The 19707-nt window shown below is 60.5% G+C and carries 20 protein-coding genes; 6 read left to right on the forward strand and 14 right to left on the reverse strand.

The features are described 5' to 3' along the window. Positions 1-55 precede the first annotated feature (55 nt). From ACIQAL_RS13905 to nhaA, 5 genes are all read right to left on the reverse strand, one after another. Positions 56-796, reverse strand: a complete 741-nt coding sequence (locus tag ACIQAL_RS13905) for an anti-sigma factor domain-containing protein (protein WP_401146158.1) — start codon at positions 794-796, stop codon at positions 56-58. Positions 797-992: 196 nt separating this feature from the next. Beyond that, positions 993-1718: an anti-sigma factor domain-containing protein gene (locus tag ACIQAL_RS13910; RefSeq protein WP_401146161.1), complete on the reverse strand. Its 726-nt coding sequence runs from the start codon at positions 1716-1718 to the stop codon at positions 993-995. Then, entirely contained in the window at positions 1715-2275 is a 561-nt protein-coding gene (locus ACIQAL_RS13915) for a sigma-70 family RNA polymerase sigma factor (RefSeq protein WP_401146164.1), read from the reverse strand. The genes ACIQAL_RS13910 and ACIQAL_RS13915 overlap by 4 nt, the downstream gene beginning before the upstream one ends. 99 nt (positions 2276-2374) lie before the next feature. Then, a complete protein-coding gene (locus ACIQAL_RS13920) occupies positions 2375-2905 on the reverse strand; it encodes a DUF3455 domain-containing protein (protein WP_401146167.1) in 531 nt (176 codons plus the stop codon). Positions 2906-3016: 111 nt separating this feature from the next. Further along, positions 3017-4195: a Na+/H+ antiporter NhaA gene (gene nhaA / locus ACIQAL_RS13925; RefSeq protein WP_401146169.1), complete on the reverse strand. Its 1179-nt coding sequence runs from the start codon at positions 4193-4195 to the stop codon at positions 3017-3019. Positions 4196-4257: 62 nt separating this feature from the next. Here nhaA and ACIQAL_RS13930 point away from each other — a divergent pair, with 62 nt between their 5' ends. After that, positions 4258-4458 (forward strand): hypothetical protein, encoded by a 201-nt coding sequence (locus ACIQAL_RS13930; RefSeq protein ID WP_401146171.1) that lies wholly within the window; start codon positions 4258-4260, stop codon positions 4456-4458. On the opposite strand, the gene ACIQAL_RS13935 is transcribed toward ACIQAL_RS13930, so the two are convergent. Next, positions 4436-5029: a HutD family protein gene (locus ACIQAL_RS13935; protein WP_401146174.1), complete on the reverse strand. Its 594-nt coding sequence runs from the start codon at positions 5027-5029 to the stop codon at positions 4436-4438. The genes ACIQAL_RS13930 and ACIQAL_RS13935 overlap by 23 nt on opposite strands. After that, positions 5026-5736, reverse strand: coding sequence for a histidine utilization repressor (gene hutC / locus ACIQAL_RS13940; protein ID WP_178115765.1), 711 nt, complete (start codon positions 5734-5736; stop codon positions 5026-5028). The genes ACIQAL_RS13935 and hutC overlap by 4 nt, the downstream gene beginning before the upstream one ends. Before the next feature lie 196 nt (positions 5737-5932). Here hutC and ACIQAL_RS13945 point away from each other — a divergent pair, with 196 nt between their 5' ends. Then, entirely contained in the window at positions 5933-7297 is a 1365-nt protein-coding gene (locus tag ACIQAL_RS13945) for a formimidoylglutamate deiminase (protein ID WP_401146177.1), read from the forward strand. A 137-nt stretch (positions 7298-7434) separates the two neighbouring features. On the opposite strand, the gene ACIQAL_RS13950 is transcribed toward ACIQAL_RS13945, so the two are convergent. Together ACIQAL_RS13950 and bamE are read right to left on the reverse strand one after the other, a co-directional pair. Then, the gene (locus ACIQAL_RS13950; RefSeq protein ID WP_401146240.1) at positions 7435-7977 is read right to left on the reverse strand and encodes a lipocalin family protein; all 543 of its coding nucleotides are present in this window, start codon (positions 7975-7977) and stop codon (positions 7435-7437) included. A gap of 41 nt (positions 7978-8018) precedes the next feature. After that, positions 8019-8273 carry an outer membrane protein assembly factor BamE gene (gene bamE, locus ACIQAL_RS13955; protein WP_401146180.1) on the reverse strand — a complete coding sequence of 85 codons (255 nt, stop codon included), beginning with the start codon at positions 8271-8273 and terminating at the stop codon, positions 8019-8021. Between the two features lie 229 nt (positions 8274-8502). Between bamE and ACIQAL_RS13960 the strand changes: the two genes are divergently transcribed. Both ACIQAL_RS13960 and ACIQAL_RS13965 read left to right on the forward strand, forming a co-directional pair. After that, positions 8503-8775: a type II toxin-antitoxin system Phd/YefM family antitoxin gene (locus tag ACIQAL_RS13960; RefSeq protein WP_341960522.1), complete on the forward strand. Its 273-nt coding sequence runs from the start codon at positions 8503-8505 to the stop codon at positions 8773-8775. Next, on the forward strand, positions 8772-9104 hold the full coding sequence (locus tag ACIQAL_RS13965; protein WP_401146184.1) for a type II toxin-antitoxin system RelE/ParE family toxin: 333 nt from the start codon (positions 8772-8774) through the stop codon (positions 9102-9104). The genes ACIQAL_RS13960 and ACIQAL_RS13965 overlap by 4 nt, the downstream gene beginning before the upstream one ends. Before the next feature lie 3 nt (positions 9105-9107). Here the strand turns inward: ACIQAL_RS13965 and ACIQAL_RS13970 are convergent, their stop codons facing one another. From ACIQAL_RS13970 to ACIQAL_RS13990, 5 genes are all read right to left on the reverse strand, one after another. Further along, complete coding sequence (locus tag ACIQAL_RS13970) at positions 9108-9710, reverse strand: DUF924 family protein (protein WP_401146186.1); 603 nt, start codon at positions 9708-9710, stop codon at positions 9108-9110. Positions 9711-9712: 2 nt separating this feature from the next. Then, positions 9713-10723: a class 1 fructose-bisphosphatase gene (locus tag ACIQAL_RS13975; protein ID WP_166598138.1), complete on the reverse strand. Its 1011-nt coding sequence runs from the start codon at positions 10721-10723 to the stop codon at positions 9713-9715. A gap of 182 nt (positions 10724-10905) precedes the next feature. Next, complete coding sequence (locus ACIQAL_RS13980; RefSeq protein WP_401146189.1) at positions 10906-12291, reverse strand: DUF3999 domain-containing protein; 1386 nt, start codon at positions 12289-12291, stop codon at positions 10906-10908. After that, complete coding sequence (locus ACIQAL_RS13985) at positions 12288-15149, reverse strand: DUF2339 domain-containing protein (protein WP_401146191.1); 2862 nt, start codon at positions 15147-15149, stop codon at positions 12288-12290. Before ACIQAL_RS13985 ends, ACIQAL_RS13980 begins: the two co-directional genes overlap by 4 nt. Before the next feature lie 248 nt (positions 15150-15397). Further along, the gene (locus ACIQAL_RS13990) at positions 15398-17881 is read right to left on the reverse strand and encodes a glycogen/starch/alpha-glucan phosphorylase (RefSeq protein ID WP_401146194.1); all 2484 of its coding nucleotides are present in this window, start codon (positions 17879-17881) and stop codon (positions 15398-15400) included. A 312-nt stretch (positions 17882-18193) separates the two neighbouring features. On the opposite strand from ACIQAL_RS13990, the gene pip reads away from it, so the two are divergent. Continuing rightward, complete coding sequence (gene pip, locus ACIQAL_RS13995; RefSeq protein ID WP_166598141.1) at positions 18194-19165, forward strand: prolyl aminopeptidase; 972 nt, start codon at positions 18194-18196, stop codon at positions 19163-19165. Between the two features lie 63 nt (positions 19166-19228). Further along, on the forward strand, positions 19229-19666 hold the full coding sequence (gene dtd, locus ACIQAL_RS14000) for a D-aminoacyl-tRNA deacylase (protein WP_401146196.1): 438 nt from the start codon (positions 19229-19231) through the stop codon (positions 19664-19666). The last annotated feature ends 41 nt before the right edge of the window (positions 19667-19707 follow it).

The following is a 19707-nucleotide window of genomic DNA, read 5'->3' on the forward strand; positions in this document are numbered from 1 at the left end:
CACGGCGTGCACCGAGCGACGGCTGACAGGATTGCATTCAGTCAGCCGTTGTCGCTCAACCCGCCTTCACCGCTTTACCGATGAACTGAATCGGCCCGCTTGGCTTGTTGATCGGAGAGCCACCGGCCTTTTCCAGCGACAGCTCGAACACCTGATTGGGTTGCAGTGGCGGCAAGCGATCCGTTGGCACGTTCAGCGTCTGGCCCGGTCCGACGAGTCCGAGGGAAATCGGCCCTTCCCAATCGTCCGCCTGGGTCCAGAACTGCAACACCTTGCCCAGTGGCACCTCGACCTTGTCCACCGGCACCAGCTCGATACCGCGCAGGTTGCTCGCCTGAATCACCCAACTGGCGGTGTGATTTTCGGTGGAAGAGAGCACGGCCAGAAAGGCTGGCGCTGGCGGGGTCGGAATCTGGCCCAGCAACTGAGTGGTCAGAATCACCGAGGCGGCCAATCCCATGCCTGCCAGCCCGCGCCACAATCCGGCGTTGTCCCACCACTGGCTGCGACGCTTCAGTCGTGGAGCTTTGCCACTTGGCTGCGTGAACGGCAGCGTACCGATCGTGCGGTCGATGCGCCCCCAGAGTCTTGGCGGTGGTGTCTTCTGCGGTTCGGCCATTTCGGTCAGGGTCAGCAGCCGAGACCGCCAGCCATCAATGGCCTTGCGCAAGGCCGGGTCATGGGCCAGACGCTCTTGTACCTCAACCCGTTGCTCAGCCGTGAGTGTGCCGAGCACGTACTCGCCGGCCAGGGTCTGGACGTCGAGATCCGGAATCTTGTCTTGTTTTTCACTCATCCAAAAACACTCCCGCCACACGGCCGCGCCGTGCTCGATACAGGCGTTTACCGTGCCCGACGGCGCACCAGATGCGTGTGCGATGTAGTGCTGAGAATAACCGTCGACGCATTCCTGAAACACACCGTTACGACGCACGGAGGGCGAATTTTCAGGGTCGGTTCGTCAGCGCCCATCCACTCATTTCCCCAGCGGCTCAGATCACCTTCACGGCGCGACCGATGAATTGAATCGGGCCTGTTGGTTTGTTGATCGGCGAGCCCGTGGATTTCTCAAGGGTCAGCTCGAATAACTGGTTGGGCTGCAGGGGTGGCAGGCTGTCCAGCGGCACGCTCAGCACTTGGCCTGGCTTGACCAGCCCAAGCGACACCGGGCCCTGCCAATCGTCGGCCTTGGTCCAGAATTGCAGTGCCTTGTCATCGGGTATCGAGGTTTCGCCCAACGGGATCAGCTGAATATCACGGCTGTCGCTGGCCTGAATCACCCAGCCCGGCGCCTTGTCCTGCGGCGCGACGAGCACCACCAGGTAAGAAGGCACCGGTTTAGGTGCATGCTGCGTCACCAGCAACGCCGCCAATACCACCGAAGCGGCGACCCCAAAACCGGCGACGCTGCGCCACAGGTTAAGGCTGTCCCACCAACGCGGCGCTCGATCCACTCGTGGCTGTGACAAAACCGACAACGAATCGAGGCTGTGCTCGATTCTGTTCCAGAGAGAAGCAGGCGGCGTCTGCGGCTCTGCCAAATCGGTGAGCGAGAGCAACCGGGATTCCCACTCGTCGACCGCCCTGCGTAGCGCAACATCGTGCTCAAGGCGCTGCTGAACGTCAGCCCGTTGCCCAGCGGAGAGCGTGCCCAGTACGTATTCACCGGCCAGGGACTGGACATCGTCGTCAGAGGGGGTGCCTGGTTGTTCGATCATCCTATGCACTCCCGCAGCGAAGCCAGGCTGCGCTTGATCCAGGCTTTCACCGTGCCCAAAGGGGCGCCCAGCTTTTGCGCGATCTGTTGATGAGAGTAGCCGTCGACGTAGGCATGAAAAATACAGTTGCGACGCACCGGCTCCAGTTGTTCGAGGCAGGTGTGAATTCGGCCCGGGTTGACTCGCCAGTCGAAGGCGTCACTGGTCTCTTGCCAGCCCTCGACCGTTGTTTGCACGTGACTGCCATGGTCATCGTCCATAGACACTTCCCGCGCGCTGTTGCGCACACTGTTGAGCGCCAAATGCCGAGCCACCGTGAACATCCATCCACGGGCGCTGCCACGGGAGGGGTCGAAGCTCGCCGCGCTGCTCCATATCTTGATAAAGGCGTCGTGCACGATGTCCTCGGCACGCGCGCGGTCGATCACGATGCGTTGCACCACACCGAGCAGACGCGGGCTTTCCTGCTCATAAAGACGTTGCAGCGCCCACCGTTCACCGCGGGCGCAGGCTAGCAACGCTGCTTCATAGTCGAACGGTGTCTGAGGTGCGGACAAATTGATCGGCCATCCATGGGAGTGTGTGCGATCACGGTTGAGGTCGCTTGCGCAGGAGCATAGCCCGTTTACTGCGCAAGACCTCTGAAACCGTCGTGATCAGTTGCTGGCCCAGAAAATGTAATCAGCCTGATACTTGACCACTTCTTTCGCGCCTTTGTTGGCGGCCGAACATGTCGTGGAGGGCGCTACGCCGCCTTTGAGCGCTACGCGTTGAATGTAAGTGACGCCGTGCATGGCGCCTTTACCTTCGGCGGGATTGGCCTTGACTAGTTGATACGGCAGGTGGCCCTCGCCCGATGGCGCAACCGCCAACTGGGTGCCGGTGATTTTCGAACCGTCTTTCGCTTCCCACGTTGCCGGTGGGCCGAAGTAGGTCCCGACCTGTTGGCCCTTGCGATCATTGAGCACCGCCTTGGGGCCGACGAACGTCCATGCCATTTCGCTGGCGTTGTCTGCTTTGGTTTTGCATTCGTAGGTGATTTCGCCGACGCCAGTGGTTTCCATGCTGACTTTGTGACCGGCCGGGACCTTGATGCTGTCGGGCAAATCCGCCTGAGCGAAGGCTGAAGACGCACACGTGAAGGCCAGGGCGCTGGCGGCCAGGCAGAGGTAGTGTTTAGCGTTCATCGCAGTTTCTCCTGAGGGTATTTCAGTGGGCAGCGAAGGGCTGCTGACTGTACTACCCGCCAGAAACGAATCTGGATGCAGCTGTTTGCAAAAAAATGTTCAGGAAGCGGCTCAGCGTTGCGCCAACTTGCTCCGCAACAGGGCGATGCCCGCCAGCGCGGACAAAATCGATCCCATTAGCACCCCGATTTTTACCTCGTCAATCAAATGCGGCGCGCCGGGGAATGCCAGGTTGCCGATGAACAGGCTCATCGTGAACCCAATCCCGCATAGCAACGCGACACCGTAGAGCTGCATCCAGTTACTGCCCTCGGGCAATGTTGCCAATCCCGACCGAATCGCCAACGTGGCCGCGAGAAACACGCCAATCTGCTTGCCGACGAACAGACCCAACGCAACCCCCAATGGCACCGGGTCCACGAGATTGCCGAGATTGACTCCCGACAGTGACACGCCTGCGTTGGCGAACCCGAACACCGGCACCACGGCAAACGCGACCCAGTAGTGCATCTTTTCTTCCAGCAACAACAGCGGCGAACGGGCCTCTTCCTGCCGTGTGCCGAGCGGAATGCACAGCGCCAGTGCGACACCGGCCAGCGTCGCGTGCACCCCGGATTGCAGCACGAAAAACCACAGCAGCAAACCCAGCAACAGATACGGCAACAGTCGCTGCACGCCCAGGCGGTTCATGATCACCAGCACTGCCAGCGTGGCGAACGCAGCGCCGAGCATCGGCAGGTTGAGGCCAGTGCTGTAGAACAGCGCGATAATCGTGACCGCACCCAAATCATCAAGAATCGCCAAGGCGGCGAGGAAGACTTTCAGCGATGTGGGCACGCGCTTGCCCAGCAATGACAAGACGCCCAGCGCGAAGGCAATGTCGGTGGCCGCCGGAATCGCCCAGCCGCCGAGGGTTTCGGCGTTGCCCAAATTGATGCCGACGTAGATCAGCGCGGGTACCAGCATCCCGCCCGCCGCCGCAAAACCGGGCAGGGCGCGCTGGCCCCAACTGGCGAGGCCACCGGCGAGCACTTCACGTTTGATCTCCAGCCCGACCATCAGAAAGAAGATCGCCATCAGGCCGTCGTTGATCCACAACTCCACCGAAAGGCCGCCCCAGACGCTGTGAAGCGCGGCGAAGTAGAACGCGGCCATGGGCGAGTTGGCGACGATGATCGCGGCGAGCGCTGCCCCCATCAACACGATTCCGCCTGCGGATTCCGACGCAAGGAAACTGGCGAGAACGGCGAGGGCGCGTGGGGTTTCTTTTTGCGGGCTGGGCGATGTCATGCGGGTCCTTGGGTAACATTTTTCCTGAAATACGTCGGGCGTCTTGTGCGGAGGCGTATCGAATGGCGCTGATCGCTTCTGCCGAAGGCGTAGGAGTCCAGCTTGCTGACGATCTGCCGGGCACCGGCAGTAAAATCAGAGACCTTGGTTGTATCAGAGATACCGCATTCGCAGGGTTTGCTGCCGCTTCGCGCCAGATCGTCAGCAAGCTGGACTCCTACGCCCTGCGGGCAGAAGCTTTTAGATTGCAGCAAGTTCGATGATACAAACCCGACTCGCCGTTGGCGCATACAGCACCACTTCCACCAGCGCCCCTTCCTTGTTATCCAGTTGCAAGCAATCGTGTTTTTCCAGCAACTGCGGCGGATGCTCGCCCACGTTGGCCGCCATCTGCTCGGCCGCGCTGAACACCACGAACACATTCGCCGAGCTGAAGAAGCGCTGAGGCTGCAGCACATCGATCCACTGCAGGCGTGCGCGATAACGGGTTGGAGCGTAGATCAGGTTGAAGTCGCGAATCGGCCCGTTCAACAGCGTGCACGACACCTGACTGTCACCGCTGAACGCGAAGGGATCGGACGGCAGCAACGGCTCGCTGTTTTTGCCATCGATGTTCAGCGTCATGCCCGCGCCTTGCAGCACCGTGATGATGCGCAGATAACCGGCGAACACCGAAAAACCACCCGACTCGCCAATATCCGCAATCGACAGGCGCCAGCCGAAGCCGTCCAGCCCTTCGCCTGCATCGCGGGTGATTTCTTCGGTGCTGCCACCGCCGTTTTTCCAGGGCATGCGCGGGTAGTCGGCGGCACGCAGAACAGTCAGCTGAGTCATTTGGTGAAACGTCCTTCCAGGCGGTGGCGTGAGCCGGGGTGGATCAGGCGGGCGGCGGTCACCGGTTGACGGCCCGACCACGTGCGGCGGCGAACCAGCAGGCAGGGTTCGCCTTTTTCAATTTGCAGCAGCTTGCATTCATCCGGGTCCGCCAGAATGGCCTCGACCACGTGCTCACCTTCGGTCAGCGGGGCCACCTGATTAAGGTAGGCGTAAGGCGTCTGCTTGGTGAAGTCCTGTTGCAGATACTCGGGTGCAACGGCCGCGTTGACGAAGCGGTCCTCGATTTGCACGGGAATGTCGTTTTCAAAGTGCACGATCAACGAGTGAAACACCCGCTGGCCTTCGCGCATGTCCAGCGCCAATGCGCGCTCGGAGCCGGCCGCCTCTTCACACAGGATGATGACCTGACACGTGTGGGTGTGGCCACGCGAAGCGATTTCGTCGGCGATGTTGTGCACTTCGAACAGCGCGGACTGGGTCTTGGGTTCGGCGACGAACGTGCCGACTCCCTGCATCCGCACCAGCATGCCTTCGGCAGTCATTTCGCGAAGGGCGCGGTTGATGGTCATGCGGCTGAAGCCCAGTTGGGTCACCAGTTCGCTTTCGGACGGCACGCGATGATGAGGCGGCCAGGTTCCGTTCTGGATCTGCTGGGTGATCATTTGCTTCACCCGGGCGTAGAGCGGCGCCGGACTGTCACCCATCTGGGCGGCCAGCGGAGAATTGGCAGGCGGAGTCGGCACAGAAAAATCCTTGTTATAAGCAAAAACAGTGGGTGAACACGCTGTAACCAGCGCCCACGCTAACCATTAACGCGAGCGCCGACAAGCTTGCCGCAGTTTACCGGGCAGGCAAACGTCTGTATATGTATAGACAATTTCACGCGAGGGGTGCGAAACGATGTCCGTTTTCTTTGCCGAACGAGCGCTATTGCCTGCTGGCTGGGCCAATAACGTGCGGTTTGAGGTCGGTGCTGATGGTGTTCTGACCAACGTCCAGGCCGACGCCGAGCGTCAGGGTGCCGAACTGATCAACGGTCCGGTGGTGCCGGGCATGCCGAATCTGCACTCCCACGCGTTCCAACGCGCGATGGCCGGGCTGGCGGAAGTGGCGGGCAACCCCAACGACAGTTTCTGGACCTGGCGCGACTTGATGTATCGCCTCGTCGGCCAGATCAGTCCGCAGCAATTGGGCGTCATCGCTCGTCAGCTGTACATCGAAATGCTCAAGGGCGGTTTCACCTCGGTCGCTGAGTTCCATTACGTGCATCAGGACGCAGACGGCAAGCCTTACGCCAACCCTGTCGAGCTGGCGTTGCAAGTCAGCCAGGCGGCGAGTTCGGTCGGCATCGGCATGACCCTGCTCCCTGTGCTGTACACCCACTCGGGATTTGGCGGACTGGCGCCCAACGAGGGCCAGCGTCGATTCATCAATAGCACCGAAAGCTACCTGAACCTGCAATCGGACCTGAAACCGATTATCAGCGCACAACCGGCCCAAGCGTTGGGCTTGTGCTTCCACTCGCTGCGCGCCGTCACCCCACAGCAGATCAGTGAGGTGCTGGCCGCCAGCGACAAGCAATGCCCAGTTCACATTCACATTGCCGAACAGCAGAAGGAAGTCGACGACTGCCTGGCGTGGAGTGGTCGTCGCCCGCTGCAATGGCTGTACGAGAACGTCGAGGTCGACGAGCGCTGGTGCCTGGTGCACGCGACGCACGCCGAGGCTGACGAGGTGGGCTCGATGGCAAAAAGTCGCGCCATCGCAGGGCTGTGCCTGACCACCGAAGCGAACCTTGGCGACGGGATTTTCCCGGCGGTGGACTACATCGCACAGGGCGGACGTTGGGGCATTGGTTCGGACAGCCACGTCTCGCTCAGTGTTGTTGAAGAACTGCGCTGGCTGGAATACGGTCAGCGTCTGCGGGATCAGCGGCGAAATCGCCTCTATCGCCCGGATCAGCCCATGGTTGGCCGCACGCTGTACGACGCCGCGCTGGTGGGTGGCGCGCAGGCGATGGGGCAAGCCATCGGGGCACTGGAAGTCGGCAAGCGCGCTGACTGGCTGGTGCTGGATGGCAACGACCCGTATCTGGCCACGGCTTCGGGCGACGGCATTCTCAATCGCTGGCTGTTCGCGGGCAGCGACCGGCAGATTCGTGAAGTCATGGTGAACGGCCAATGGGTGATTCGTGACGGGCGGCACGCGGACGAAGAGGAAAGCAGCCGCGCGTTTGCGCAGGTGTTGAAGGAATTGCTCGGGTAAGACCTGCGGTGATCAATCTGTAGGAGCGAATTTATTCGCGAAACAAGGGTACATCCGACGCTGATCTGTCGTCTGATCCACCTTCGCGAATGAATTCGCTCCTACAGAAGGTGTGCGTACGTCAGTGGAATCGGGGATCAGTCGGCGGCTTTCGCTATCTTCAAATCCTCGATTCGCCAGATCAGCTTGGTCGTGTCATACCCCTGCTGCTGCGCTTTCATCATCAGTTCGTTCTTCACCGACTCCGACACGTGGGCCGTGCGCGACAGCAGCCACAGGTACTTGCGATTCGGGTTGCCGACCAGCGCGACCTTGTAATCATCGCTGACGTACAACACCCAGTAATTCCCCTTGGCCACGCCCGGCGCCAGGTGCGAGAACCAGTTGTCGAACACCACCCACAGCTTGTCGGTCTTGCCTTCAACTTGCGGCGACGCCGTGCCGGTCGCTTCTTCCCACTTGCCGTCCAGCGTGCGGCAGCGGTTGGTCACGGCGATGTTGCCGTCGTCTTTCAGCTTGTAATGCGCCTCGGATTGCGCGCAATTGCGCTGGAAAAACATCGGCATCCGCGCCAATTCGTACCAGGTGCCCTGATAGCGTTTCAAGTCCACATGGTCCGCCGTGCGCGGGGCCATGGATTCCGCTTCCGGCGTGACCGCGCAGGCGCTCAACCCGATCATCGCCAGCGCCACGGCCGCAGCGCGCATCATGAAGCCCACCTTCATTTCAGCCCCTGACCCGAATACAGCACGACTTTATCCGCAGCGTATTGAACGCTGATAAAGGTCTTCTGGTCGCCCCACGTGCAGCTCGACATCCCCAGCGCACCCGAGCATTCAGTCGGGCTGCCCAGCAACTGTTCGATCTGGACCTTGGACATCCCCGCCGAGATTTTCGAATAGTTTTCCTGATTGATCTTGCTGCACGCGGCCAGCAGCACGCAGAACGACAACAACGCGAGAGATCGCAACGACATGGGTGAAGCTCCTGAATCGAGAGGGGACAGCGTCACAGCGATTGGCCTCTGGCGCAAACCGCTGACGTCATGCCGAAAGCTTAGAAGAGAAAGGGTGGGTCTGGTTCCGTGCACGACGTACCACGAGCAGACATATTCTAAGTCTTATACCTGCTCATCGGATTGTTGTTGGTGCTAAGGACTGAATAAAGACTAAAATCAGTCCGTCTTGTCTTCGGGGGATTCAACCGTGAAGTTTTCATCGCAAATCAAGCCGATCAGCTATCTCAAAAGTCACACCGCCGAAATCGTGAAGAGCATCTCAGAGAGCAGGGAGCCCATGTTGATTACTCAAAATGGCGAAGCAAAGTTGGTCGTGATGGACGTGAAAACGTATGAGGAACAAATGGAGACGTTTGCGCTGTTGAAGATACTGGCGCTGGGCAACAGGGAAATCGAGAGAGGCGAATTCGAAAGCGTTGACGACGTGTTTGATGAGCTGGATGGGACAGGCCCGCAATGAGTTTCAAAGTTGTGATCCTCCACTCTGCAAAAACAGATTTGAAAGAGCTTCGCGATTACGTCGTGACCAGGTTCTCCCAATCGGTCTGGTTTGAGACTTCAGCGCAGATCAAGAAGGCCATAGGGATATTGGCCGTTTCGCCACAAGCGGGGGTTGTACCTGCTGAGATTGAAATGCTGAACTTGAGTGAATACCGGCAGGTTATCTCCGGTCTTAACCGGATCATCTACGAGATTCGCCAGGAAGTCGTTTTCGTTCATGCGGTCGTGGATGTGCGTCGGGATATGGTCTCACTGTTGACCAAGCGTCTGCTGCGCAGCAGTCCGTAGCCTTCAAAACCTCGACCCAGGCCCTTTCAAAAACGCCATCTCTTCCTCTGTCGAATCCCGCTCCAGCACCTCATTGCGATGGGGAAAACGTCCAAACCTATCGATGACCACGCGGTGTTTCTTCGCGTAATCCAGGGTCTGTTTGAAATACCCGCGTTCACTTTCTGGCATCAAGGGCAACAGCTCGGTGAACCGCTGGATAGCATCGTCTTGGGCGGCGAGGTGTTCGGTGTGTTCGAGAACGAGGTAGATGAAGGTGCGTTGCAACGGGGCCAGCCATAAGTCCCGTTCAAGCGTCAGTCCTTCCTGGACCAATTCTTGAGCACGTTTGTCACCCGCATAGGCCATAGGGCTGTCGCGGAAGATCATGCGAGGGAGTTGATCGAGGAGCAGCACCAGGGCGAGCCAGCCTTCAGGGGTTTCAGTCCAGTCGGACAATTCGCCCTGAAGCGCCTGATCGACCAGAGCACCGAAACGCTGGCGCGCGTCGGTGTCCTGAGAGGCTTTCTTGCCAAACCACAGCGTGTTTTTCGCCTTGGCGATTTCGGTCGGTGATTCGGCCGAACCGAACCACCACGCCAGCACCGGCAGCCAGGGCGAGGTCACGGTTATTCCTGGTGGTACGACGTTGCGCGTTCCACTTCCTCTTTCGAGCCCAGGAACACCGCCACACGCTGGTGCAGGCCTTCAGGCTGGATGTCGAGGATGCGCTGGTGGCCGTTGGTGGACGCGCCGCCCGCTTGTTCAACGAGGAACGACATCGGGTTGGCTTCGTACATCAAACGCAGCTTGCCCGGCTTGGACGGCTCGCGAGCGTCGCGTGGGTACATGAACAGACCGCCACGGGTCAGGATACGGTGCACGTCGGCGACCATCGCAGCCACCCAACGCATGTTGTAATTCTTCTTCAGGGGGCCTTCTTCACCGGCCAGCAGCTCTTCGACGTAGCGTTTGACCGGCGCTTCCCAGTGACGCTGGTTGGACATGTTGACGGCGAATTCCTGGGTGGACTCCGGAATCTTGATGTCTTCATGACTCAGTACGAAGCTGCCCATTTCGCGATCCAGGGTGAAGCCTTTAACGCCGTCGCCCAGGGTCAGGACCAGCATGGTTTGCGGACCGTAGATGGCGTAACCGGCGGCGACCTGTTGCGTGCCTGGTTGCAGGAAGGCCTTTTCGTTCAGGGCTTCGTTCTGGCTCAGGTATTCATTCGGGCAACGCAGCACCGAGAAGATGGTCCCGACCGGAGCGTTGATGTCGATGTTGGACGAGCCGTCCAGTGGGTCGAACACCAGCAGGTACGCGCCCTTCGGGTATTTGCCCGGAATCTGGTAGGCGTTGTCCATTTCTTCGGACGCCATGCCTGCCAGGTGACCGCCCCATTCGTTGGCTTCCAGCAGGATTTCGTTGGACATCACGTCCAGCTTCTTCTGCACTTCACCTTGAACGTTCTCAGTACCCATGCTGCCGAGGACGCCGCCCAGGGCGCCTTTGGATACTGCGTGGCTGATTTCCTTGCACGCACGCGCCACCACTTCGATAAGGAAGCGCAGATCGGCAGGAGTGTTATTGCTGCGGGTCTGCTCAATCAGATAGCGACTCAGGGTAACGCGGGACATGGAGAGCTCCGGAAGAAGGGAAATAAAAAACGCGCACAGTTTAACGCGTGTAAGGACTTATTACTGCCTGTCAGACCGACTCTGTAGTGATTGAGTTCACGGGCTACATGAGCGTAGACGTTCGACCGTGACAAGTTGAGGCGCCACGTTCGCGTTTTTTCACCTGCAGGATCGGTTCAGCTTCAACGCTTCGAATTCGATGCGCGCAACGTGCCAATCGCCATCCATCCCAAAAAAATCACCCCCAGCACCAGAACGCCCCACAGGCCGATGCGTTTCCAGTCCGGCCCCGTGGCGACGGGGGCGGCAGACACTGCAACGGCCACCGGCGTAGTGGTCAATCTGGCCGTGCCCAGGGCTGCCAGTTTCTCCGGCGTCACGCCGGGCACCAACGTGTTGAGCGGCAGGTTTGCGCCTTTGATGGTCGCGTTGCCAAGGGCAAGGCTGTAAGGCGGTGCACCTCGGCCCAGGAACACCACTTGCGTGGCGCGCACGGCGAAGCTGATTTTTGGCGCTGCATTGCCCAAGCCACCGCCGCGATCATCGACTTCGAGTTTCAGTTGCCGGACGACATTGCCGGGCAGCGCCATTTCATCCTGCACCACTTCCTGGCCGTTCTGAGTCAGCCGGTAGAGCAGGCCGTCGTCGATGAGCTGCCATGGTGCGTTGTTGTCCGCCCGGCCATACAGCGTGGCCGGCGCGAGGCTGTTGGGTTGGGTGATGACGACTTTCATGCGCTCCAGCGGCAGGGCCACCGGAAGCTGCCAGACATACACGCTGGGCTTTTCCACCGTGCCGGTGATGCTCGGCGACCAGCTCAGCGGCATCACGCCGGGGCGCGTGCTGACCAATTGAGCAGAGGTCAGCGTCGGCGCCGATTGCGGGTTGGTCCATAGCAGACGCAGATACCGAGCGTTGCGGCCGGGCAGGGTCACGACGCGCTGTTCGACCCGCTCGTCTGCGAACGACAGCCGCGCCACCTGGCCTTCACCCCAGCGCTTCCAGTGCTGCAAGTCGTCGCTGGCCTCGATGCTGAATCGCTGAAAGCCATCACGCTCGGCGTTCCAGTCGAGAATCAACTGGTCCAGCGGCGCGTTGATGGCGCTGGTGTCGAGCAGCCAGCCACGCAGGATTTCTTCGCCTGCCTCGATCTCGCCCTGGGGCTGGACTTCGACCAGCGTGCCGGTGGTGGTGCGCTCGACGCGGATTTTCGGCTCGGCGTCCTTGGCGTCGTCGCTGTTGTAGAGGGGGAACCACTTCACATCGACCGGCGTTTCGTCTTCGGTGTGCTGCGGCTGACTGAGGGTCAGCGCGTACGGCTGGGCCTGGCCATCGGCGTTGAAAATGCGCACGTCGTTGAGATTGCCTTGGCGTGCGTTCAGCTGCGCGGCGAGTGGCAGCTCAAGGCGATACCACGGCCCTTCGCCGCTGACGCTCAACGGTGTGTGGCTGGCGAAATCGTCCGGCAAGTCTTCGGCTTGAGCGAACAGCGCGGCGCACAGGATCGATCCGAAAACAGCGGCCTTGACGAGGGACTGACGGCTCAACAACGGACTCCTGATTCTCATGGCAATGCCGAATCTCTGGGCGCAACGTCGTCTGGCGATGGGCTACGCATAGGTTTCTTCGGCGGCAATGGTGCGAAATATCCCACCACGAGCAGCAGAATGCCAACGCCGATGAACGAGACGATTCGCTCAAGTCCGCCGCGATTGCTCAGCTCAACGAAGAACAGTTTGGCGACCACGATGCCGATCAGCACCGCGCCGACAATCCACACATCCCGCCGTTTGCGCAGATGGCCGCCGATCATCAGCGCCAGCGCCATCAGGGTCCAGACGATGGACAGGCCCGCTTGCACGCGCATCGATTCAAACAACGCGTCGGTGTGCCAGGCCACGGCCGCCCAATGATGCGCGGTGCGCATGACCATGGCGGTGACCAGCGCAAAGACCGAAGCCCCGGCGATGACCAGCGCCACTTTGCGCGCATGATCGGGACTGACGCCCAGCTGCGGCAGTTGCTGGCGCGTCCAGCTGAAAATACCGGCGAGGGTGATCAACAGGCCCAGCTCCAACGGGTTGATCAACGGGAGGTAAGGCAGCGGATCGGCCGCCCCTTCGCTGAACCAGTTTGCCAGCCAGAACCACGCCAACATCAGGACCGCCAGAGGCGCAGCGGCCCAGACCCTATATTCGCGAGGGTAGGCACTGACCGGCCACGGCACCGGCCCGTTGCGCGGCGCGGTCATCGCCAACAAGTAGAGGCTTGGCAGCAAGGCCCAGCCCAGCCAGCGCCACGCGTTGTAGGACTCGGACAGGATCAACAAGCCGTAACGCAACTCCAGCGACACCACGCCGAGGATCAGCCAGCACCCAAGAACATGCGCGGCGCTGCGCAGATGCCGATGAAGCACGGCGTCTAGCTTCCTCAGTGACAGCACATGAGCCGCGAACACTGCCACCCAGCCGAGCCAGCCCCAATCCGCAGCGGGGTGGTAATAAGGGTTGAACAGCATCAAGGCCAGCAGCGCGAGGCTGGCGGGCGTCAACAGCGTGCATAGCTGCGCCAGCCCCGACCATTTGAGGCGCAGTGACACGACGGTCCACAGCCCGACGCTGAGGGCGCCCAGCAACAACAGCGTTGGAATCTCGCGCGCGCCCGGCACGTAATGGGTGCTTACGCACAGGGCGATCGACCACCACAGCGCGCCCCAGACCAACAGCGCGGGTTGCAGGACGCGTTCGCTGAACGCCAGACGCAATGTGCCGATCCGCTCGACGACGAAGGCGCTGATCAAGCCCGCCAGCGCGATGATCAGCGGTGTCCAGAAATCGCCATGATTGAAGGTCGGACCGTCGTTCCACGCCGCCCAGCGACCCACCATGCCGAGAAACGCGAAGCCTGCGCCCAGTTGCAGCAGCAGACCGAAGAACCTCGCCAGCAGGCGGTTCTGGCGCATGCCCAACCAAAACACCGCAGCGCCTTCGACGGCCCATGCGACGGTCGTCCACTGCGCGCTCAGCCCCAGAGGAATGGCCAGTGTCGCGAACACCACGCCCAGTGACAGGCAGGTTTCGACCAGCAGCAATGCCCGGCCTGGCGCGCGTCCGGCGAGCACCCGCGCGATGCCCATATAAAGAAGGCCCAGCACCAAGGCACTGAAGGCCGCGCCGAATTCGATGTGTTGGACGATTGCGTATTGCAGCCCGAACCCGGCGATGGGCGTGCCGAATAAGAGGCTCCCGTCGACGTAGTGACTTTGCTTCGCCGACCAGCGCAAGACCGACTCACGACTGTCGTTTTCAGGGCCGGAGGCGTGCTCTTGAAGCTTGCGGCGGGCGAACAGTAAGCCAATGGCCAGGTACATCAGGAAGAACAGAATCAGGAACGGCTCGGTGCTCCAGAACAACTCTGGCGTATAGGCCTTCAAGCCCCACGCGCAGCCGATGCCGAACGTGCCGACGAAGCCGATCAGGTTCAGCGGGCGCCACGCCTTGAACCAGGCGATGGCGAAGATCCCGGCGTTGAGCAGGGCGAAATAGCTGAACAGCGCGACATGGCTGCCTTCGCCCGAGGACGTCAGCAGCGGTGCTGCGAAACCACCGAGCGCGGCGACGCAGGCGAGGGCCAGGGAGTTTTGCGTCAGCGCCAGAATTGCCGAGAACACCGTCACCGCGACCAACAGGCTGAAGGCCATACCGGGGGCGAGCAGGGTGTGGACTTTCATCGCGGCGAAGACCGTCAGATACAGCACCGCGACGCCCGTGCCTTGCAGCATCAGGGCGAAAGATTCGTTGCGTTGACGCAGCCACCAGCCCAATCCCAACAGCGCCAGCGCAGCCGCCGCGACCCCGGCGTAACGAGCTTCGATGGGCACGACCATGCCTTCTGTGGCGTAGCGCAGCAGAAACGCCAGACCGAGAAACAGCAGCACAACGCCGACGCGCAACACCGTGTTGCCACCGAGCAACCAGTCCTTGGCGCGGAGCAGGGCGCTGTCGAACAGGTTCGGCTGGGCTGGCGGCGGAGCAACAGGGCGCACCGGGGGAGGGGCATCGACCGGGCGGCGCCATTCGGAATCAGTGGTGGATTCAACAGGCTCAGGTTCGAGGTCCGGCAGATCCCACAATAGTTCGGGGCCGGTGTCGGCGACAGGCTGGATATCGAGCGGAGCGGGCGCAGGGGCGTCTGGCAATTGTGTGGCTGTCGAGTCCAGTTGGCTCAGACGTGCTTGAACGGCTTGGAGATCAAGCCGGGTTTTCGCCAGCTCGGCCTTCTGTGCAGCGGCTTCGCGCGCGACAGAGGTTAGGCGCAAGCTCAATCCAAGAGCCAGACCGATAACCCCACCCACGGCGCCGCCCATCAGCGATTCGTCCAACACCGCCCCGATGAACAACCCAGCCAACAGAAGAATCCATTGCACGCGACGACATCCCTTTTCGGCCGCAGAACGGCGATGGCGAGGAGTATATCGGGCGTTGGAGAAGAGGAAACATTTTGTGTCAGGACGCGAGAACTGCGTCGCTACAAGGGGTATTGCAAACTGGGTGTATCAGCACATTCGACGACAACTGATCCATCGTGTTTGCTGCCGGAGGTTACGACGGCAGCGCAGCGGCAGGTCAGTCGCGAAAAAGTGCAACTGACCCACCGCCGTCCTGCATCACAACATCAATCCAGCGCGTGCCAGATCTCGTTCGCGTACTCCCGAATCGTCCGATCCGAGGAGAACCAGCCCATGCGGGCTGTGTTGAGGACCGCTGAGCGCCACCATTCCTTGCTGTCGTGCCAGCGTTTTTCGACGCGGGCCTGAGCGTCCCAGTACGACTCGAAATCCGCACAGACAAAGAAACGGTCGTAGTTGATCAATTGCTCGATCAACCCGGCATAGCGATACGGGTCATCCGGCGAGAACACCCCGCCTCGGATCGCTTGCAGCACGTCGTTCAGGCGCGGCGACGACGCGATGTCGTTGTGCGCGTTGAACTCGCCCGCGTGTTTGCGCGCTTCGACTTCTTGCGACGTCATGCCGAAGATGAACATGTGTTCCAGCCCGACCTGCTCACTCATCTCCACGTTGGCGCCGTCCAGGGTGCCGATGGTCAGCGCGCCGTTGAGGCCGAACTTCATGTTACTGGTGCCCGATGCTTCGAGCCCTGCCGTGGAAATCTGCTCGGACAAGTCGGCAGCCGGAATGATGCTTTCTGCCAGACTCACGTTGTAGTTCGGCAGGAATACCACTTTGAGGCGACCGCGCAGGGTCGGATCGTTGTTCACCGTCCGGGCGATGTCGTTCGCCAGTTTGATGATCAGCTTGGCCGAGTGATAACTGGCCGCCGCCTTGCCCGCGAAAATCTTCACGCGTGGCACCCAGTCGGTGCTCGGGTCGGCACGCATAGCCTGATACAGCGCCACGGTGTGGAACAGGTTCAACAGCTGGCGCTTGTATTCGTGAATCCGTTTCACCTGCACGTCGAACAGCGCTTCCGGGTTGAGCGTGATGCCCAGCCGTTCCTGAACGATGTTGGCCAGCGCGGTTTTGCTTTGCAGCCGTTGCGCAGCGAACTCTTGCTGGAACGCGGCGTTGTCGGCCAACGGCTCCAGTTTGAGCAGCGCGGTTTCGTGGTTGTCGAGGACCTGTTCGCCCAGTTTCTCAACCAGCATCGAGGTGAGCTGCGGGTTGGACTGGAACAGCCAGCGGCGGAAGGTGATGCCGTTGGTTTTGTTATTGATGCGGTCCGGATACAGCTTGTGCAGTTGAGCGAACACGGTCTTGCGCATCAGTTGCGTGTGCAGGGCCGACACGCCGTTGATGCTGTGAGAACCAATGAACGCCAAATTGCCCATGCGCACGCGACGGCCATTGTCTTCTTCGATCAACGACACCGCGCGCAGCAGACCGAACAGGTCCGGGTCGTCCTTGTGTTCCAGGCGCACGTCGTCGATGTGCTGGGCGTTGATCATGTAAATGATCTGCATGTGGCGCGGCAGCATGCGTTCCATCAGGCCGACCGACCAGGTCTCCAGCGCCTCGGGCAACAGCGTGTGGTTGGTGTAAGCGAGGGTACCGACGGTGATGCGCCAGGCCTCGGCCCACTCCACGTCGTAGAGATCGATCAGGATGCGCATCAGCTCCGCGACCGCAATCGACGGGTGCGTGTCATTCATTTGAATCGCAGCGTGTTCAGGCAGGCTGTTGATCGTGTAGCCCATGTTCTTGTGGCGACGCAGCAGGTCTTGCAGCGAGGCCGACACGAAGAAATATTCCTGACGCAGGCGCAGTTCCTGCCCCGCTTCGGTGCTGTCGTTCGGATAGAGCACGCGAGAAATACTCTCGGCGCGCACGACTTCCGCCACCGCACCCACGTGGTCACCGGCGTTGAAGCGTTCGAGGTGAAGGTCTTCAACCGCCCGTGCACGCCACAGACGCAGGGTGTTCACGGCCTTGCCGCGCCAGCCGACTACGGGGGTGTCGTAGGCAATCGCCCGGACGGTTTCGCCCGCGCTCCAGACCTGACGGGTCTCGCCCGAGGCATCCAGCACCGGCGTGCCGTTGCTGTCGAGGACCGGCTGAACGCTGCCGCCGAAGCCGATCTGGTAGATCACTTCCGGACGTTCGAACTCCCACGGGTTACCGAAGTCCAGCCAGTTCTCGGTCTGTTCCTGCTGCCAGCCATCGACGATGGCCTGACGGAACAGACCATGCTCATAACGAATGCCGTAACCGTGACCGGCGATGCCGAGGGAGGACATGCTCTCCATGAAGCACGCGGCCAGACGGCCCAGGCCACCGTTGCCCAGTGCGGCATCGGGTTCCAGCGTGCGAATTCTTTCCAGATCGACGTTCAGGCCCTTGAGCGCTTCACGTGCGGTTTCGAGGATGCCCAGATTGCTCAGGCTATCAAACATCAGTCGCCCGATCAGAAATTCCAGCGACAGGTAATACACGCGTTTCTTTTCCTGGCGGTAGATGTAGCGCGTGTGGTTCATCCACTTCTCGGCCATCTTGTCGCGAGTCGCCAGGGCGATGGCCATGAACCAGTCATGGTCGAACGCATGGTCGGCGTCTTTGCCGACAGCGAATTCGAGTTTGGTGAGTACAGCTTCACGAAAGGCTGCCACTTCAGCGTCACGAACGTTGGGTTCCGGAGACATCGGGTACGACCTCAAGTTGGTTGGACGATTGAATGGGGTTGATTGACTGTAGGGGGTGTCGTCGGTTATTTCCTGCCATCGGGCGAAATATCCGGTTGCACGACCCTCGGTTCGACTCGAACAGCTCGCTCTGGTTCGCCGGTTTTTCAAGTTGTCAGAGGCTGCGAAGCACCTTGCATCGATCGTTCCAGTTTCCGCCGCTGCACACGATACGCGGCGTCCACTGCGCCAATATGATCATTTGTCATTTCGGGTTTATGATGCCCAACGGCAGATAGATAGAAGCCCCTGAATTGGACTTATGGAGCACCTATGCAGACTTTGTACCCGCAGATCAAACCTTATGCCCGGCACGATCTGGCAGTGGAAGAGCCTCATGTGCTGTATGTCGATGAAAGCGGCTCGCCGGAAGGCTTGCCGGTGGTGTTCATCCACGGCGGGCCGGGTGCGGGGTGCGATGCGCAGAGCCGTCGCTATTTCGATCCGAACCTGTACCGCATCATCACCTTCGACCAGCGCGGTTGCGGCCGTTCCACCCCTCACGCCAATCTCGAAAACAACACCACGTGGCACTTGGTCGAAGACCTTGAGCGCATTCGCAAGCACCTGGGCATCGACAAATGGGTGCTGTTTGGCGGTTCGTGGGGCTCGACCCTTTCGCTGGCCTACGCCCAGACTCATCCTGATCGTGTGCACGCCCTGATTCTTCGCGGCATCTTTCTGTGCCGTCCACAGGAGATCAATTGGTTCTATCAGGAAGGCGCGAGCCGTCTGTTCCCCGATTACTGGCAAGATTACCTGGCACCGATTCCGCAGGACGAGCGGGGCGATCTGCTCAAGGCCTTCCACAAGCGTCTGGTGGGCAGCGATCAGATCGCACAAATGCACGCGGCCAAGGCCTGGTCCACGTGGGAAGGTCGTACCGCGACACTGCGTCCGAACCCGCTGGTGGTGGACCGCTTCTCCGAGCCACAGCGCGCGCTGTCCATTGCCCGCATCGAATGCCATTACTTCACCAACAACGCCTTCCTTGAAGAAAACCAGCTGATTCGCGACATGCCCAAGATCGCGCACCTGCCGGGGATCATCGTGCATGGCCGCTACGACGTGATTTGCCCGCTGGACAACGCGTGGGAACTGCACCAGAACTGGCCGAACAGCGAATTGCAGGTGATTCGCGACGCGGGCCACGCAGCGTCCGAGCCGGGCATCACTGACGCGCTGGTGCGTGCCGCTTCTCAAGTGGCGCGGCGTTTGCTCGATCTTCCTCCGGAAGAGGCGTAAACAAAGCGCCCGGCGGGACGCGGTGTAAACCTGTGGGTCTGGACACTATTTGGAAGGCATTAAATGAAAGGTTTGCTCCAGCGCGTGCGTTCTGCTCGCGTCGATGTCGCGGGCGAAACGGTGGGTGCCATTGATCAAGGGTTGCTGGTGCTGGTGGGGGTCGAACCTCAAGACACTCGCGCCAGCGCCGACAAAATGCTGCACAAGCTGCTTAACTACCGGGTGTTCAGCGACGCCGACGGCAAAATGAACCTGTCGTTGAGCGACGTGGGCGGTGGATTACTGCTGGTTTCGCAGTTCACATTGGCTGCCGACACTAAAAGCGGCATGCGCCCCAGCTTCTCCAAAGCCGCGCCTCCCGCCCTCGGCGCCGAATTGTTTGACTATTTGCTGGAAAAGGCTAAAACCTCGCACGGGACGGTCGCTTCGGGCCAATTTGGTGCGGATATGCAGGTGCATTTGGTGAATGATGGCCCTGTGACATTTTTGCTTGAGACCTGAATCGCCGGTTTTGCCTGATGCACCCGAATTTATTAGGCAAA

The organism is Pseudomonas sp. NPDC088368, from assembly GCF_044753445.1.
GTDB lineage: Bacteria > Pseudomonadota > Gammaproteobacteria > Pseudomonadales > Pseudomonadaceae > Aquipseudomonas > Aquipseudomonas bambusae.

Coding starts and splice junctions, on each gene's coding strand:
- ACIQAL_RS13905 (WP_401146158.1), bottom strand. CDS start 796: ATGAGTGAAAAACAAGACAAGATTCCGGATCTCGACGTCCAGACCCTG.
- ACIQAL_RS13910 (WP_401146161.1), bottom strand. CDS start 1,718: ATGATCGAACAACCAGGCACCCCCTCTGACGACGATGTCCAGTCCCTG.
- ACIQAL_RS13920 (WP_401146167.1), bottom strand. CDS start 2,905: ATGAACGCTAAACACTACCTCTGCCTGGCCGCCAGCGCCCTGGCCTTC.
- nhaA (WP_401146169.1), bottom strand. CDS start 4,195: ATGACATCGCCCAGCCCGCAAAAAGAAACCCCACGCGCCCTCGCCGTT.
- ACIQAL_RS13930 (WP_401146171.1), top strand. CDS start 4,258: ATGGCGCTGATCGCTTCTGCCGAAGGCGTAGGAGTCCAGCTTGCTGAC.
- ACIQAL_RS13935 (WP_401146174.1), bottom strand. CDS start 5,029: ATGACTCAGCTGACTGTTCTGCGTGCCGCCGACTACCCGCGCATGCCC.
- hutC (WP_178115765.1), bottom strand. CDS start 5,736: ATGGGTGACAGTCCGGCGCCGCTCTACGCCCGGGTGAAGCAAATGATC.
- ACIQAL_RS13945 (WP_401146177.1), top strand. CDS start 5,933: ATGTCCGTTTTCTTTGCCGAACGAGCGCTATTGCCTGCTGGCTGGGCC.
- ACIQAL_RS13950 (WP_401146240.1), bottom strand. CDS start 7,977: ATGATCGGGTTGAGCGCCTGCGCGGTCACGCCGGAAGCGGAATCCATG.
- bamE (WP_401146180.1), bottom strand. CDS start 8,273: ATGTCGTTGCGATCTCTCGCGTTGTTGTCGTTCTGCGTGCTGCTGGCC.
- ACIQAL_RS13965 (WP_401146184.1), top strand. CDS start 8,772: ATGAGTTTCAAAGTTGTGATCCTCCACTCTGCAAAAACAGATTTGAAA.
- ACIQAL_RS13975 (WP_166598138.1), bottom strand. CDS start 10,723: ATGTCCCGCGTTACCCTGAGTCGCTATCTGATTGAGCAGACCCGCAGC.
- ACIQAL_RS13980 (WP_401146189.1), bottom strand. CDS start 12,291: ATGAGAATCAGGAGTCCGTTGTTGAGCCGTCAGTCCCTCGTCAAGGCC.
- ACIQAL_RS13990 (WP_401146194.1), bottom strand. CDS start 17,881: ATGTCTCCGGAACCCAACGTTCGTGACGCTGAAGTGGCAGCCTTTCGT.
- pip (WP_166598141.1), top strand. CDS start 18,194: ATGCAGACTTTGTACCCGCAGATCAAACCTTATGCCCGGCACGATCTG.
- dtd (WP_401146196.1), top strand. CDS start 19,229: ATGAAAGGTTTGCTCCAGCGCGTGCGTTCTGCTCGCGTCGATGTCGCG.